This window comes from Sphingobium rhizovicinum, from assembly GCF_042647625.1.
GTDB lineage: Bacteria > Pseudomonadota > Alphaproteobacteria > Sphingomonadales > Sphingomonadaceae > Sphingobium > Sphingobium rhizovicinum.
The window spans coordinates 2,863,618-2,878,581 of sequence record NZ_JBHRVU010000004.1; the positions used below are offsets into that span (position 1 = coordinate 2,863,618).

At 66.0% G+C, this 14,964-nt stretch carries 12 protein-coding genes; 2 read left to right on the forward strand and 10 right to left on the reverse strand.

The window, feature by feature from the left end; all coding sequences use genetic code 11:
* Positions 1-15: 15 nt before the first annotated feature.
* The 10 genes from ACFOKF_RS14980 to ptsP form a co-directional block, all read right to left on the reverse strand.
* Entirely contained in the window at positions 16-1,191 is a 1,176-nt protein-coding gene (locus ACFOKF_RS14980) for an RsmB/NOP family class I SAM-dependent RNA methyltransferase (protein WP_380796618.1), read from the reverse strand.
* Between the two features lie 41 nt (positions 1,192-1,232).
* Positions 1,233-2,690: an IMP dehydrogenase gene (gene guaB, locus ACFOKF_RS14985; protein WP_380796619.1), complete on the reverse strand. Its 1,458-nt coding sequence runs from the start codon at positions 2,688-2,690 to the stop codon at positions 1,233-1,235.
* Between the two features lie 156 nt (positions 2,691-2,846).
* On the reverse strand, positions 2,847-3,236 hold the full coding sequence (locus ACFOKF_RS14990; protein ID WP_380796621.1) for a RidA family protein: 390 nt from the start codon (positions 3,234-3,236) through the stop codon (positions 2,847-2,849).
* 4 nt (positions 3,237-3,240) lie between these two features.
* Positions 3,241-4,392 carry a DSD1 family PLP-dependent enzyme gene (locus ACFOKF_RS14995; protein ID WP_380796622.1) on the reverse strand — a complete coding sequence of 384 codons (1,152 nt, stop codon included), beginning with the start codon at positions 4,390-4,392 and terminating at the stop codon, positions 3,241-3,243.
* 134 nt (positions 4,393-4,526) lie between these two features.
* Complete coding sequence (gene ftsH, locus ACFOKF_RS15000; RefSeq protein WP_380797822.1) at positions 4,527-6,476, reverse strand: ATP-dependent zinc metalloprotease FtsH; 1,950 nt, start codon at positions 6,474-6,476, stop codon at positions 4,527-4,529.
* 65 nt (positions 6,477-6,541) lie between these two features.
* Positions 6,542-6,733: a hypothetical protein gene (locus ACFOKF_RS15005; RefSeq protein WP_298397335.1), complete on the reverse strand. Its 192-nt coding sequence runs from the start codon at positions 6,731-6,733 to the stop codon at positions 6,542-6,544.
* A gap of 132 nt (positions 6,734-6,865) precedes the next feature.
* A complete protein-coding gene (gene tilS / locus ACFOKF_RS15010) occupies positions 6,866-7,810 on the reverse strand; it encodes a tRNA lysidine(34) synthetase TilS (protein WP_380796624.1) in 945 nt (314 codons plus the stop codon).
* Complete coding sequence (locus ACFOKF_RS15015) at positions 7,801-8,730, reverse strand: YbgF trimerization domain-containing protein (RefSeq protein WP_380796626.1); 930 nt, start codon at positions 8,728-8,730, stop codon at positions 7,801-7,803. Before ACFOKF_RS15015 ends, tilS begins: the two co-directional genes overlap by 10 nt.
* Before the next feature lie 101 nt (positions 8,731-8,831).
* Positions 8,832-9,782, reverse strand: coding sequence for a helix-turn-helix domain-containing protein (locus ACFOKF_RS15020; protein WP_380796627.1), 951 nt, complete (start codon positions 9,780-9,782; stop codon positions 8,832-8,834).
* A 76-nt stretch (positions 9,783-9,858) separates the two neighbouring features.
* Complete coding sequence (gene ptsP / locus ACFOKF_RS15025) at positions 9,859-12,135, reverse strand: phosphoenolpyruvate--protein phosphotransferase (protein ID WP_380796629.1); 2,277 nt, start codon at positions 12,133-12,135, stop codon at positions 9,859-9,861.
* Positions 12,136-12,296: 161 nt separating this feature from the next.
* On the opposite strand from ptsP, the gene ACFOKF_RS15030 reads away from it, so the two are divergent.
* On the forward strand, positions 12,297-13,454 hold the full coding sequence (locus ACFOKF_RS15030; protein WP_380796630.1) for a pyridoxal phosphate-dependent aminotransferase: 1,158 nt from the start codon (positions 12,297-12,299) through the stop codon (positions 13,452-13,454).
* Positions 13,455-13,625: 171 nt separating this feature from the next.
* On the forward strand, positions 13,626-14,792 hold the full coding sequence (locus tag ACFOKF_RS15035) for a pyridoxal phosphate-dependent aminotransferase (RefSeq protein ID WP_380796632.1): 1,167 nt from the start codon (positions 13,626-13,628) through the stop codon (positions 14,790-14,792).
* The last annotated feature ends 172 nt before the right edge of the window (positions 14,793-14,964 follow it).

A 14,964-nucleotide genomic window follows, 5' to 3' on the forward strand; every position in this document is an offset into this window, starting at 1 on the left:
TGTCCATGGTCTGTTTCAAGCCCCCCGCTTGAGCCGCGCAAAATAGAAGCCGTCGCTGCCGTCATGGCCGGGCGTCAGCAACAGCCCCGCGCCATGCGGCCGCCCCACCGGCAGGTCGATCGGCTCGGCCGCCCACCCGGCATGGCGGGTCAGGAAAGCCTCCACCTGATCGCGCCCCTCCCGGTCGGTCAGCGCGCAGGTAGCGTAGAGCAGCACGCCCCCCGGCGCCAGCAGGGGCGCAGCGAAATCGAGGATTCGCGCCTGCTCCGCGACGAGCCGCGCCAGCCGCGCCGGGGTCAGCCGCCAGCGCGCCTCGGGATTGCGCCGCCATGTGCCCGTGCCCGAACAGGGCGCATCGACCAGCACCACATCGGCCCGACCGTTCAGCGCCGCCAGCCCGCGCGCCTCATGACTCTGGTCCATCAGCAAAGTTTCGATGAAGGTCGCGCCGGCCCGCTCCGCCCGCGGCTCCAGCCGGGCGAGGCGCGAGCGGATCGTGTCCGCCGCGATCAGCGTCCCCTGGCCCCGCATCGCCGCCGCCAGCGCCAGCGTCTTGCCGCCAGCCCCGGCGCACAGGTCCACCACCGTCATGCCCGGCTGCGCGCCGCAGGCCGCCGAAATCCACTGGCTGCCGGCATCCTGCACCTCGACCCGCCCGTCCTTCCAGGCGGCATGCTGCTCGATCGGCGACCCTTCGGGCAGGCGCAGCCCATCGGCCAGCCCGACGATCGGCGCGGCATCAGGCAATAGCGGCGCGACATCAGCCGGAACCGCCTTCAGCCGATTGACGCGCAGGTCCACCGGCGCCCGGCCCAGCAAAGCCGCCTGCTCCACCGGCGCCGCCAGCAGCGGTTGCAGCCATGATGGCACCACCCCCGCCGCCGCGCCGACTTCGCCCGGTTCGATCGGCAGCGGCGCATGGGCGCTCCCGTCGAACAAGGCGGCGACCTCCGGCCACTCCAGCGCCAGTCCGATCATCGCCTCCCGCCCCGTTTCGGGCCGTTCGGCAACGCGGCGGATCGCATCATAGACATGGTCGCGCACGGCCCGCCGATCGCGCGACCCGGCATAGCGCCGTTCCTTGAAATAGCGCGCGATCAGCGTATCGGCCGCCGGCCCGCCATCGCGCGCCGACGCGATGATGGCGTCCAGTAGATCGATCGCAGCCTGGATACGGGCGGATGGGGTCATGCCATTCTTCCCCCCTCCCTTTAAAGGGAGAGGAATATTATTTACCGCGTCGGATAGTTCGGCGCTTCACGGGTGATCGTCACGTCATGGACATGGCTTTCGGACAGGCCCGCATTGGTGATCTGGACGAAGCGGGCGCGCTCCTGAAGATCCTTGATCGTGCGGCTGCCGGTATAGCCCATCGCCGCCTTCACGCCGCCGACCAGCTGGTGGATGACATCCTTGGCCGGTCCCTTGAACGGGACCTGGCCTTCAATGCCTTCGGGCACCAGCTTCATCTGATCCTTGATATCCGCCTGGAAATAGCGGTCGGCGCTGCCGCGCGCCATCGCGCCCACGCTGCCCATGCCGCGATAGCTCTTATAGGCGCGGCCCTGATAGAGGAAGGTTTCGCCCGGCGCTTCGGCGGTCCCCGCCAGCAGCGATCCGACCATGACGCAGCCCGCGCCTGCGGCCAGCGCCTTGGCGACATCGCCCGACGTGCGCAGGCCGCCATCGGCGATCACCGGCACGCCCTGCCTAGCGGCTTCCTCGGCCGAATCCATGACGGCGGTCAGCTGCGGCACGCCCACGCCGGCGACGACGCGGGTGGTGCAGATGGAGCCGGGGCCGATGCCCACCTTCACGCAGTCCGCGCCCGCACCGATCAGCGCCTTGGTCGCTTCGGCGGTGGCGACATTGCCGGCGACGACCTGCACATGGTTGGACAGCTTCTTGACCGCTTCCACCGCAGCCGACACCTGCTTGCTATGGCCATGGGCGGTGTCGATGACGATCAGGTCGCATTCCGCATCGATCAGCGCCTTGCTGCGCTCCAGCCCCTTGTCCCCCACGGTGGAGGCGGCGGCGACGCGCAGCCGACCCGACGCATCCTTGGTCGCCTGCGGATAGGTGACGGCCTTTTCGATATCCTTGACCGTGATCAGGCCAACACAATGATAGGCGTCATCCACCACCAGCAGCTTTTCGATGCGGCGGGCATGCAGCAGGCGCATCGCCTCATCCTGGCCGACGCCAGCCTTGACCGTAGCGAGGTTTTCCTTGGTCATCAGCTCGCTGACCGGCTGGTTGGGATTCTCGGCAAAGCGGGTGTCGCGATGGGTCACGATGCCGACCAGCTTGCCGCTGGCCTCCACCACCGGAATGCCGCTGATCTTGTGGCGCTGCATCAGCATCTGCGCGTCGGCCAGCGTGGCCGTCGGCAGGATAGTGATGGGGTTGACGACCATGCCGCTTTCGAACCGCTTGACCGCGCGCACCGCGTCGGCCTGTTCCTCGACGGTCAGGTTGCGGTGCAGCACGCCAATGCCGCCCAGCTGCGCCATCACGATCGCCATGTCAGCCTCCGTCACCGTGTCCATGGCGGACGACAGGATCGGGATGTTCAGCTTGATCGCCTTGGTCACATAAGTGCTGGTGTCCGCCTGACTGGGCAGCACATCGGATTCGGCGGGCTGCAACAGCACGTCGTCAAAGGTGAGGCCGAGGCGGATGTCCATGGAAAAAGCCACTTTCTGCTATGCGCACCAGGCTGAGGGAACCTGATCGCTGGGGGATTTGTGGCGGCCCATGTAACCATTAACCCGCAAAACGGCCAGACCCCTTGGGGGATTTATTGTGCGACTCGCCCCACCGGAGAAAGCGCACCGGACTGATTACGCCGCGGGGGCGCCGATCGCATCGATTTCCACCAGACAGCCATGATGCAGTTCGGTCACGGGCACCACCGTCCGCGCCGGGCGGGCATCCCCCAACATCTGCGCATAGACCATATTGAAGCGCGGCCAGTTGTCGACGCCGACGATATAGGCGGTTACGCGCGCAATCCGGTCCGGGCCGCATCCGCCCGCCTTCAGGATCGCCAATGCATTGGCCATGGCCAGCCGCACCTGATCCTCGAACGCCAGATCGGACCGCACCGTGCGATCCACCTCGACCGGCAACTGCCCCGACACATACAGCATGCCATTGACCCGTATCGCCTGCGCATAATGGCCCGCCGGCGCTGGCGCATCGCCCGTTTCGATCGTTTCCAACTCGGTCATCGTGTCACCATCCTCCAAATCGCGGCCAAATCGCCTCCACCGCGTCGTCGCCCCGCACGACATGATAGCGGTCATGCTGCGCCGCCGTTGCACAGGCATGGTTGGGGAAGATGCGGACCCTGTCGCCGATCGCAAGCCGGGGCAGCCTGCCCGTCGATCCCGTCCGCAGCGCCAGCACGCCATGTTCCTGATTGGCCTGCGCCACGATCAGGTCGCCGAACGGCGCGCCGTCGACACCGCACACCAGCCCATAGCCCTGGTCGACATCCTGACTGGCCGTCCCCCGATCACGCGACAACGCCATCCATCCGGCATCGACCAAAATCCATCCCTTGTCTTCCTGATGCCCGATCACCGTCGCCAGCACGGACAGGGCAATCTCCTGATGATCGCACACGCCGATGCCCGCCATCACCAGATCGAAGAAGACATAGACGCCAGCCCGCACTTCCGTCACCCCGGCCAGATCGGTTGCGCTCAGCGCCGTGGGGGTGGAGCCGACGCTGACCACCGGACAGGCATGGCCGCCCGCGCGCAGATGCTGCGCCGCCGTCACCACCGCCAGCCGCTCCGCCTCGGCGCAGGCGCGCAATGCCGCCTCCCCGCGCGCGCCATAGCTGTCCCCGGCATGGGTCAGCACGCCGCGCAGCGCCCCGCCTTCGCCCAGCGCCGCCGCAATGGCGAGCAGGCGGTCGCGATCATCGGACTGCACGCCCGACCGATGCCCGTCGCAATCAATCTCGATCAGCGCCGGGATGACCGCGCCGGACTCGCGCGCCGCGTCCGCCACGGCCGCCGCCTGCTCCACCGAATCCAGCAGCACGGCCAGATCCACGCCCTGCGCACGCAGGTCCAGTATTTCGGGCAGCTTGGCCGGCGTGATCCCGACCGCATAGACGATGTCGCGCACCCCGGCCTGCGCAAAGCGCCGCGCTTCCGCCAGCGTCGACACCGTCGCCGGCCCTTGCGGCGTCGCCATCATCTGCTGCGCCACCTCGATCGACTTGCCGGTCTTGAGGTGCGGCCGCAACGGCACGCCCAGATCCGCCATGCGCGCGCGCATCCGATCGATATTCCGCTCCATCCGCCCGGCGTCCAGAACAAGGCAAGGGGTGGGCAAATCGTGCAGGCTAGTGGGCAAGGAAAGGCGGGTCATGGCAGGCTCCGGTCGATCCTTCTCCCATCGCCGCTCCGGCCGCGCATTTCAATGCAGGAACGCAGCTACGCCAAAATGCAAAAGGGCGCGGCCATCACAGCCGCGCCCTTTTTTTTCTCAACCTGTCGCGCGCTTTACGCGCCGGCCGGCGTCGGATCGCCAAACGGTCCCTTGCGCTTGCGGATGCGCGGGATCGAGCTGCCGGCTGCCGGAACGACCGAAGGCTTGATCGTCGTACCGTCGTCGCGGGTGATCTCCCCCTTGTCGAGCAGGGTCTTGATCTCCTCGCCCGACAGCGTCTCATATTCCAGCATCGCATTGGCCAGCAGGTGCAGCTGGTCTTCATGACCCTTCAGCACTTCCTGCGCGCGGGCATAGCCCTGCTCCACCAGTCCACGAATTTCCTTGTCGATCAGCTTGGCCGTCTCGTCCGACATATGGACACGCTGACTCTGCGAATAGCCCAGGAAGGTTTCGCCCTGCTGCTCTTCATATTGCAGCGGACCCAGCTTGTCGGACATGCCCCATTGCGTGACCATGTCGCGCGCCAGCTTGGTGGCGTACTGAATGTCGCCCGAAGCGCCGCTCGACACCTTATCATAGCCGAAGATGATTTCTTCGGCCACGCGCCCGCCCATGGCCACGGCCATGTTCGCGTGCATCTTGTCGCGGTGATAGGAATAGCTGTCCCGTTCCGGCAGGCGCATCACCATGCCCAGCGCCCGGCCGCGCGGGATGATCGTCGCCTTGTGGATCGGATCGGACGCCGGTTCATGGACCGACACGATGGCATGGCCCGCCTCATGATAGGCGGTCATCTTCTTCTCATCGTCGGTCATGACCATGGAGCGACGCTCCGCGCCCATCATCACCTTGTCCTTGGCCGATTCGAATTCGTCCATGGCCACCAGACGCTTGCCCCGCCGCGCCGCCGTCAAAGCGGCTTCGTTGACCAGGTTGGCGAGGTCCGCGCCCGAGAAGCCCGGCGTGCCGCGCGCAATGGTGCGCGGATTGACGTCGGGGGCCAGCGGCACCTTCTTCATGTGCACGGCCAGAATCTTCTCACGGCCCTCAATGTCGGGACGGGGCACCACGACCTGACGGTCGAAGCGGCCCGGACGCAGCAAAGCCGGGTCCAGCACGTCGGGGCGGTTGGTCGCCGCGACGATGATGATGCCCTCATTCGCCTCAAAGCCGTCCATCTCGACCAGCAACTGGTTCAGCGTCTGCTCGCGCTCGTCATTGCCATTGCCCAGACCCGCGCCGCGATGGCGGCCGACCGCGTCGATTTCGTCGATGAAGACGATGCAGGGCGCGTTCTTCTTGGCCTGTTCGAACATGTCGCGCACACGGCTGGCACCGACGCCCACGAACATTTCGACAAAGTCCGAACCCGAAATGGTGAAGAAGGGCACGCCCGCCTCGCCCGCAATCGCGCGCGCCAGCAGCGTCTTGCCGGTGCCGGGCGAACCGACCAGCAGCGCGCCCTTGGGGATCTTGCCGCCCAGACGCGCAAATTTGCTCGGATCTTTCAGGAACTCGACGATTTCCTGCAATTCCTCGCGCGCTTCATCAATGCCGGCAACGTCATCGAACGTCACCTTGCCGTGCTTTTCGGTCAGCAGCTTGGCCTTGGACTTGCCAAAGCCCATTGCGCCACCGGCGCCGCCGCCCTTCTGCATCTGGCGCAGCACGAAGAAAGCGATGCCCAAGATCAGCAAGAACGGCAGCGACTGGTAAATCAGGATCATCCAGAAGCTCGGCTGTTCTTCGGCCTGCCCCGAATATTTGACGTTATAGCTGTCCAGCAACCCCGTCAGACCCGGATCATTCACGGGTACGGTGCTGAACTTCTGCCCACTCGACAACGTGCCGCTGATCTTGTCGGGCGCGATGGCGACGTCCTTGACCTGGCCTTCCTGCACCTTGGACCGGAATTCGGAATAGGCGATGCCCGTCCCCGCCGTCGATGCCGTGCGGCTGTCGAACAGCGACACGAACAGCAACAGGGCGACGATCACGCCCGCCCAAATCATCGCACTTTTGATCCAGGGGTTGCCCTGCGGGTCTTTTTCGTCGTTCATCATCACTCTCTTTCACCCGCCAAGATAGGTCGCGCCCGCAAAAGCGCAAGCGGATGCAGCTTTCTTCAGCGGCCCAGCAGCAGCGAGAGGGCGACATAGCCCAAAGCCAGCGCCAGCCCCGCCGACAGGCCGCACAGCAGATAGCCCATATAGAGCAGCAGCGGCGGGTGGGGCCGCGCCAGTTTCCGGTTCCGTTGCGCCGCCGAAAGGATGACGCTCGCCAGCAGGCCATAGGTCAGGGCCGCAAATTCCATCATTGATCAAAATTCCCCGCAGTCTCGTCCCGACGATTAACCATGAAGCGGGTTAAGAAAAGATCATTGCGCCGCATCAAAGCGGCAAAGCGTGGGCATAGCACGTTTGCCCGTGGAACCTTTCCGTAACGATCTTCAACGGCGCGGCGGAGCCGGTCGCAGCGTCCAGTTCGCGCCGCCTTTGAGAAGCCAGTCGCCCAGACTCGCCTGTCCACCGTCCGTCGCGACGGCAATGGCCCGGTCCAGGCCATCCCCCCGTGGCAGAGGCGCGCCCGCCTGCTCCAGCATATGCAGCACCAGACGCCGCAGATATTCGCGCGGCAAATCGGTGCGATCCAGCCGCCAGCCCGCCCCATCGGCCCGGACATGATCGGCCGCCAGCGCCGCCGCGCTCCAGGCGATCGCCGCCTCCGCCTCCGCCAGCGCCGCCGCGCTGCGCGCGCCGGCCTGCACATCGATCCAGGGCGCTTGGGCCAGCGCCGCGCGCATCGCCGCCCGGTCGAAACGCGGATCGGCATTGGACGGGTCCACCACATGCGGCAGCGCCTGTTCCTGCGCAAATGCCTCCAGCGCCGCCTTGCGCTCGCCCAGCAGCGGCCGGATCACCCGCCCGGTTCGCGCCCGCACGCCCGCCAGCCCGGCCACGCCCGATCCCCGGTTCAATCGCATCATCAGCGTTTCCAGCTGATCGTCGGCATGATGGGCGGTCATGATCCAGTCGATCCCCGCGCGCGCGCGCCATTGTTCGATCAACCGATAGCGCAGCGCCCGCGCCCAGGCATGGACATTGCCCTCGACCGGCCGGTCCGGGGTCAATATTGCATGCGGGATGCCTTGCGTTGCACACCAGTCCGCGACCATCGCCGCCTCGTCCGCAGACGCCGCTCGCAACTGATGATCGATCGTCACCGCCGCCACCCGGCCGGGAAAGGCGCGCGCAGCAAGATACAGCAGCGCCATGCTGTCCGGTCCGCCCGAAACCGCCACGCCAAAACGCGCCACCGGATCATCCCCGACCAGCGTCCGCGTAGCCGCGATCAGCCGCGCCGTCAGCGCCGCCGCCTGCTCGTTCAGCTGCACTTCGCCTTCGTGCGGCCCGACGCCATCATGCCGCGCAGGCTGGACGACAGGCCATCGCCATAGACCTGCTCCAGCTCTTCATAGACTTTGCACGCGTCCGCCGGCTTCTTCAGCTGGATCAGCGCTTCGCCCAGATAGGCCAGGCTGTCGGCCGCCCGCTCACCCCGCGGCCGCTTCTGGTAATTTTCATAGAAGGCGACCGACGCCAGCGCCGGCTTGCCATCGTCCAGATAGGCGCGGCCCAGCAGATTCTGCGCCTTGCTGGCGATCGGGCTGGCGCTATATTTCTCGACCGTCGCCTTCAGCTGCCCTTGCGCTTCGGGATAGAATTTGGCGTCCCACAGGCGGAAGCCGTAATTATAGGCGTCGCTGGCAGCATCGCCGGAGCTCGGCCGTTCGATCGCGGCAACGGCCGTCTTGCGCTCTTCGCTCGCGGGGGCTGGCGCAGTTGGCTTGGCGGCGGCCGGTTTGGGCGCAGCGGGCTTGGCGGCCGCCGGCGCCGGATCGACGGCAACGGGTGCGGACACGGTCGGGCGCGGCGCCGGCGAGGCGGCTTCGGGCTGGGCCAGCCGCGCGTCGGTTTCCGCCTTATATTTATTGAACGCTTCCTCCAGCTGGCGGAGCTTGTAATTATTCTCCTCCACCTGCCCGGTGATGGAGGCCAGCTGCGATTCCAGCGCCCCCACCCGTGCGGTCAGGTCGGAAATCGGCGTGCCCGACGGGCTGCCCGGCGTTACCACCGGCGCGGCCGGGCGCGTAATCTCCGCCTCCAGCGGTGTGCCGGCGGGAAACACCTTGCGCTGCACGGCGCGCATTTCCTTTTCCAGCCGATCGACCCGTCCTTCGACCGAAGTCTGGGCGGCGGCGGGTGACGCGACCGCCAGCAAAATGGCGGTGGTCGCAAAAAGGGCGTGACGCATGAGGATCCCCGACTAACTTGGTCGCCCTAACCATAAGGCGTAATTTTCCGCGGTAAAGCGCGACGTTGCCGCCAGTTAGGCCGGCCAATTCGCCAATCCGTTCAGCCGGCCGATCCGGCCTGCCCGGCGGACGGCGCAGGCGTTGTCGGCGCGGTCGGCGCCGCTGCCGGCACCGGGCTTTCCAGGGTCGGCGTGCCGACGGGCGCAGGCCGGCGCTGGGCAGGACGCGCAGCGGGCGTTGCGGCTGACGGCACGGCGGCGGCTGGCGCGGTCGTGCCGCGCGCCAGCAGCGCCTCGGCGCTGACGGGCACATCGGCGATGGTGCGGTCGGCCGCGCCCAGCGGCGCGATCGGCTTGCCGCCCACCGTCACGCTCAGCGCCTGTGGCCGGCCGGTCAGGATGGTCGGCCCCTTGGCCCCTTCGGGCAGGGTGAAGCTCTCGCCCTTCTTCAGCGTTCCGTCCTTCAACCGCTCTCCGGTTTCGTCAACGATGCGCAGCCAGACATCATCGATCGCGGTGAAGACGACCGGCTGGGCGGCGGGCGCAACCGGCGCGGCCCCGGCCGGCCGGGCGGCAGCAGGCGCAGCCTCTTCCTGCGCGATTTCCTCACCGGTGGGCGGGGTCAGCAACTGGGTGCGCCACAGCGTATAGCCCGCGATCAGCAGGACGACGATGACGGCGACCACCCATGCCAGCCGGCGGGGGGGGACGCGGGCCGGATCGACCGGCTCGAACGTCTCATACCGATTGGCGCCCAGATCGCTGGCATGCACGCCATGGCGCACTTCGGCGGCGATCGTCACTTCATCCAGATCGACGGCGCGGGCATAGGCGCGCGCGAAACCCACGGCATAGGGAATGCCGGGCAGAGAGGCGTAATCGTCGCGCTCCACCGCTTCCAGCTGGCGCACGGCAATGTGCGTTCGGGTCGCAACATCCTGGATCGATAGGCCCTGCGCTTCCCGCGCGGCGCGCAGCTTCGCGCCGGGGGTAGTGGGCTGCGCCTCCGGCGCGCCATTCGCGCCGGTTTCCAGTTCTGCTTCGTCTGCCATGCTGCTCCCGCGACCTTTGTGGGCCGGGCCTTGTCTCACTGCGGGACAGGCCTTGTCAACGCCATGTCCCTGCAATTCAGCTCAATTCGATGTTTCTCTCCTGCGCCCACCGGGTCAGCGGGCCGCGAATGTCGGACGTTCCACTGTCCAGCAGTTCGCGCATCAAAGCCTGCAATTGCGCCGCATCGATCGCGCGGATCATCGCCTTGACCGGGCCGACCGACGCGGGCGTGATCGACAGGCGACGGATGCCCAGGCCAATCAGCGCCATCGCTTCCAGCGTGCGCCCGCCCATTTCGCCGCACACGCCCACCGGCACCTGATGCGCCTGACAGGCGCGCACCACCCGATCCAGGAACCGCAGCACCGCGATGCTGAGCCAGTCATAGCGCTCCGCCAGCTTGGGATGGGCGCGGTCGGCGGCGAACAGGAACTGGGTCAGGTCGTTGGTGCCGATCGACAGGAAGTCGAGACGCGGCAATAATATGTCCAGCACTTCGGCCAGCGCCGGTACTTCCAGCATCGCGCCATATTTGACCGCGATCGGCATCTTCTTCTTCTGCGACACCAGCCATTCGCGCTGATGCTCCACCAGCGCGCGCGCCTGTTCATATTCCCATGGCTCCGACACCATCGGGAACATGATGTTCAGCACCTTGCCTGCGCTCGCCTCCAGCAGAGCGCGCGCCTGCGCCTTCATCAACCCGTCGCGGTCCAGCGCCAGCCGCAGCGCGCGCCAGCCCATCGCCGGATTATCCTCCAGCTCCTCGTCGCCGTCGCGCGTCATATAGGGCAGCGCCTTGTCGCCGCCGATGTCGACGGTGCGGAAAATGACGGGCCGGTCGCCCGCCGCGTCCAGCACATCCTTGTACAGACGCTGCTGCTTTTCCCGCTGCGGCAGGGTGGCCGACACCAGAAACTGAAACTCCGTGCGGAACAGGCCAATGCCGTCCGCGCCGACAATGTCCAGCGCCTGCGCATCTTCCCGCAGGCCGGCATTGACCATCAGCTCCACCCGCTGCCCGTCGGTGGTCACCGACGGCAGATCGCGCATCGCGGCGAATTCGGCGCGGCGCTTTTGCGTCACATGCAGCTTGCTTTCGAACGCCTCGTCCATGTCAGCGCTCGGGCGGATCAGCAGCGAATTGGCGCCCACATCCATCAGGATCAGGTCGCCTTCGTTCAGCTGGTGGCGCACATCGCGCACCCGGCCCAGCACCGGCACGCCCATGGCGCGCGCGACGATGGTGACATGGGCGGTCAACGACCCTTCCTCCAGGATCACGCCCTTCAGCCGCCGCCGGTCATATTCCAGCAGCTCCGCAGGCCCCAGATTGCGCGCGATCAGGATGGCGTCGCCGCGCAGCCCCAGTTGCGCCGCCGTGCCCAGCTGGCCCGACACGATGCGCAGCAGGCGGTTGGCCATATCCTCCAGATCGTGCATCCGGTCCTGCAACAACGGATCGTCAATCTGGCGCATCCGCATCCGGGTGCGCTGCTGCACATGCTCGATCGCCGCCTCGGCGGTCAGGCCGCTATCGATCGCCTCGTTGATCCGCCTGATCCAGCCTTCGTCATAGGCGAACATCTTGTAGGTTTCGAGCACCTCCTGATGCTCGCCCTCGGTGCCGAACTCGGCCGCGCCGGTCATCCGGTCAATCTGTTCGCGCATCTTGGCAAAGGCGGAAATGACGCGCGCCCGCTCCGCCTCCGTATCCTCGGCAACCGTATGTTCGACATGGATGCGCGGCTGGTGGAATACCGCATGGCCCCGCGCCATGCCCATCACCAGTTGCAGGCCGTGCAGCATGGTCGTGCCGGTGTCGGCGATCCGCGCATCGGCCGGGCCATCATCGGCCAGTTCAGCGTTCGCGATCAGTTCGGACAGCACCATGGCGACCGTCTGCAACGCCTCGATCTCGATCTCTTCATATTTGCGCGGATCGGCATGTTGCACGCTCAGCACGCCAATGGCGCGCTCGCGCCGCACGATCGGCACGCCGGCGAAGCTGTGAAACAATTCTTCGCCGGTTTCCGGGCGATAGCTATAGTCGGGGTGCGACGCCGCTTCGTCCAGGTTCATCACCTCGACATTGGTCGCGATCAGGCCGACCAGCCCCTCCCCCATCGCCATGCGGGTGACATGCACCGCCTCCTGCTTCAGCCCGCGCGTCGCGAACAGCTCCAGCACGCCTTCGCGCACCAGATAGATGGAGCAGACCTCGCTCGACAGCGACTCGCCGATAATCTCGACAACCTTGTTCAGTTTCGCCTGCGCGCTGGTGCGCGCGGCCATCACTTCCTGAAGGCGGACAAGGATCTGGCGGGCGGCGGCGGCGGGCGAACTGGGCATAATAGTTGCGCTATCAGATTGATGCGCCCACTTCCAAGGCGTTTCCTATCATCCGCGCCGCAATATTGTTGATCAGAGCTTATTTGCATGGCGGGAACATTCTGTACAATCGTCCAACGGATCGAACGGGCCGTCGACAGGCCCGCAGGGAGAAATGGGACATGGCCACGCAACTCGAACCCGCATTTGAACAGGATCTCATCGACCGCGGCTATTCCCGCCGCCAGCTGGCGAAGGCCGCCGCGCTGCTGGGCGCCGGCGCTGCCGCCATTCACGTCACCGGCGCCGGCGCGCAGCAGGCGGCCAAGGCGGTTGTCGGCGCGGTGCGCATCGGCGCCAACGAATGCTGGACCGGCCCCTTTCCCGTCGCCGCCGAAGCCGCCTTCAAGCTGGTGAAGGAAGGCAATCGCTATGAGCCGGACAATGAACATCAAAAGCTGTTCGACGCCGTCGCCTCGGTCGAAGGCATTCCGGCTGACCGCGTCGTCGCCTGGCCCGGTTCGTCCGATCCCTTGAGCCGCGTCGCCGTCGCCTATGCATCGCCCACGCGGGGCATCGTCACCGCCGATCCGACCTATGAAGCCATTTGGCGCACCGGCGCCTGGCTGGGCGCGAAGGTGACGAAGGTGCCGCTGACCAAGGATTATGCCCACGACGTCAAGGCGATGCTGGCGGCCGATCCCAATGCCGGCGTCTATTATATCTGTTCGCCCAACAACCCGACCGGCACCGTCACGCCGATCGCCGACATTGAATGGCTGGCCAACAACAAGCCCAAGGACGCGATCCTGGTCGTCGACGAAGCCTATATCCACTGGGTCGACGGTCCCAACGCCGCCAAGCTCGCCGCCACGCGCGACGACGTGCTGATCCTGCGCACCTTCTCCAAGCTGTTCGGCATGGCCGGCATGCGCCTTGGCCTCACCTTCGCCAGCCCCGCGCTCATGGCAAAGATGATGCGCTATGACGGCGGACAGGTGACGGGCATGCTGCCGATGACCGCCGTCGCCTGCGGCACCGCATCCATCACCGAGGCAGGTCTGATCAAGGCGCGCCGCGCCGAAATGAACGCCGCCCGCGAAAAAGCCGTCAGCCATTTGAAGGCCAAGGGGATCAAGGTCATCCCCGGCAGCCAGGCGAACATGTTCATGGTCGACTGGGGCAAGCCCGCCAAGGGCATGATGGACGCGCTGATGACGCAGAATGTGCAGATCGGCCGCAGCTGGCCGATCTGGCCCAACATCTCGCGCATTTCCGTTGGATCGATGGAAGAGATGGAAAAGTTCAACGCCGCCATCGACAAGGTCTGGAAGGCCTGACCTGTTTGCGGGATGCGCCGAAAGAGGCCCATCCCGTAGCGGCGCCGTAAGATTTTCCGCAGGAAAGTAAAAAACGACGGGCGGCGCATTGTGGAAATGCGCCGCCCTTTCGTTTCGTCCCATGTGATTTGAACGTGTTTAGACACCGCTATTCAGACGGGGACGGACGACATGACCATGATGCTGAACAAGGATGCGCAGGAAGATCTGATCGAACGCGGCTATTCGCGCCGCCAGCTGGGCGAGGTCGCCGCGCTGCTGGGCGCCGGCGTCGCCGCAAGTTCGCTGCTGAGCGGCAGCGCCATGGCGCAGCAGCAGGCCGCACGCGGCGTCAAGGGCGCAGTGCGCATCGGCTCCAACGAATGCTGGACCGGCCCCTTCCCCTCGGGCGTTCAGGCCGCCGCCGAAGCCGCTTCGTTCGGCAACTGGTACGACCCCGACAATTACAAGGGCGACCTGATCAAGACCGTCGCCGCTGTCGAGGGCATCCCTGAAACGCAGGTCATGCCCTGGCCCGGCTCGGGCGGCCCGCTGGTCAGCATCGTCGCGGCCTATTGCTCGCCGACCAAGGGCCTCGTCACTGCCGATCCGACCTTCGAATCCGCCTGGCGCACCGCCGATTACATGAAGGCGCCCATTGCCAAGGCGCCCCAGGCGATCGGCAAGGGTCATGATGTGAAGGCGATGCTGGCCGCCAACCCGAACGCCGGCCTCTATTATATCTGCACCCCCAACAACCCGACCGGCACCATCACCCCGCTGGCCGACATCAAGTGGCTGCTGGACAACAAGCCCGCCGACTCGATGCTGCTGGTGGACGAAGCCTATATCCACTTCTCGGAAGCGCCCAGCGCCGCTTCGCTGATCGGCAACCGCAAGGACATCATTGTCATGCGGACCTTCTCGAAGCTGTTCGGCATGGCCGGCGTGCGCCTTGGCCTGACCTTCGCGGACCCTGAAGTGCAAAAGCGCATCTCGCTGTTCGGTCCCTCGGCCGGCGGCCTCGCCATCACCGCCATGCACTGCGGCAATGCGGTGTACAAGGAAGCCGCCCTCATCAAGGCGCGCCGTGAAGAGATGATCGGCAACCGCGACGAAACCATCGCGTGGCTGACCAAGAAGGGCATCGAAGTGCAGCCCGGCAGCCAGGCGAATATGTTCATGGTCAACTGGAAGAAGCCGGCCAAGGAGATGCAGGCCGCCCTGTTCGCGACCCCTGAAAAGGTGCAGATCGGCCGCAACTGGCCGATCTGGCCCAATGTCTCGCGCGTCACCGTCGGTTCAGCCGACGACATGGCCAAGTTCCGCGCCGCCGTGGACAAGGTCTACAAGGCGTAAAGCATCGCGCCAAAAATGGGCACCGATTTTTGGCATGAAGCGATGCGAAACAAAAAGACTTCCAGAGGATGATGCGGTTCAATCCGATCGTATGATCCTCTGACAACGGCTCCCACCGTCACGAAGGAAGGGGCGTCCGGGCTATCGGGCGCCCCTTTTTTTTTGTGCGACC

What these genes read in the sequence shown, in the direction of transcription:
- ACFOKF_RS15030 (WP_380796630.1), top strand. Translation starts at nt 12,297, where the DNA reads ATGGCCACGCAACTCGAACCCGCATTTGAACAGGATCTCATCGACCGC.
- ACFOKF_RS14980 (WP_380796618.1), bottom strand. Translation starts at nt 1,191, where the DNA reads ATGACCCCATCCGCCCGTATCCAGGCTGCGATCGATCTACTGGACGCC.
- ACFOKF_RS14995 (WP_380796622.1), bottom strand. Translation starts at nt 4,392, where the DNA reads ATGACCCGCCTTTCCTTGCCCACTAGCCTGCACGATTTGCCCACCCCT.
- ACFOKF_RS15005 (WP_298397335.1), bottom strand. Translation starts at nt 6,733, where the DNA reads ATGATGGAATTTGCGGCCCTGACCTATGGCCTGCTGGCGAGCGTCATC.
- ACFOKF_RS15020 (WP_380796627.1), bottom strand. Translation starts at nt 9,782, where the DNA reads ATGGCAGACGAAGCAGAACTGGAAACCGGCGCGAATGGCGCGCCGGAG.
- ftsH (WP_380797822.1), bottom strand. Translation starts at nt 6,476, where the DNA reads ATGAACGACGAAAAAGACCCGCAGGGCAACCCCTGGATCAAAAGTGCG.
- ACFOKF_RS15015 (WP_380796626.1), bottom strand. Translation starts at nt 8,730, where the DNA reads ATGCGTCACGCCCTTTTTGCGACCACCGCCATTTTGCTGGCGGTCGCG.
- ptsP (WP_380796629.1), bottom strand. Translation starts at nt 12,135, where the DNA reads ATGCCCAGTTCGCCCGCCGCCGCCGCCCGCCAGATCCTTGTCCGCCTT.
- guaB (WP_380796619.1), bottom strand. Translation starts at nt 2,690, where the DNA reads ATGGACATCCGCCTCGGCCTCACCTTTGACGACGTGCTGTTGCAGCCC.
- ACFOKF_RS14990 (WP_380796621.1), bottom strand. Translation starts at nt 3,236, where the DNA reads ATGACCGAGTTGGAAACGATCGAAACGGGCGATGCGCCAGCGCCGGCG.
- ACFOKF_RS15035 (WP_380796632.1), top strand. Translation starts at nt 13,626, where the DNA reads ATGACCATGATGCTGAACAAGGATGCGCAGGAAGATCTGATCGAACGC.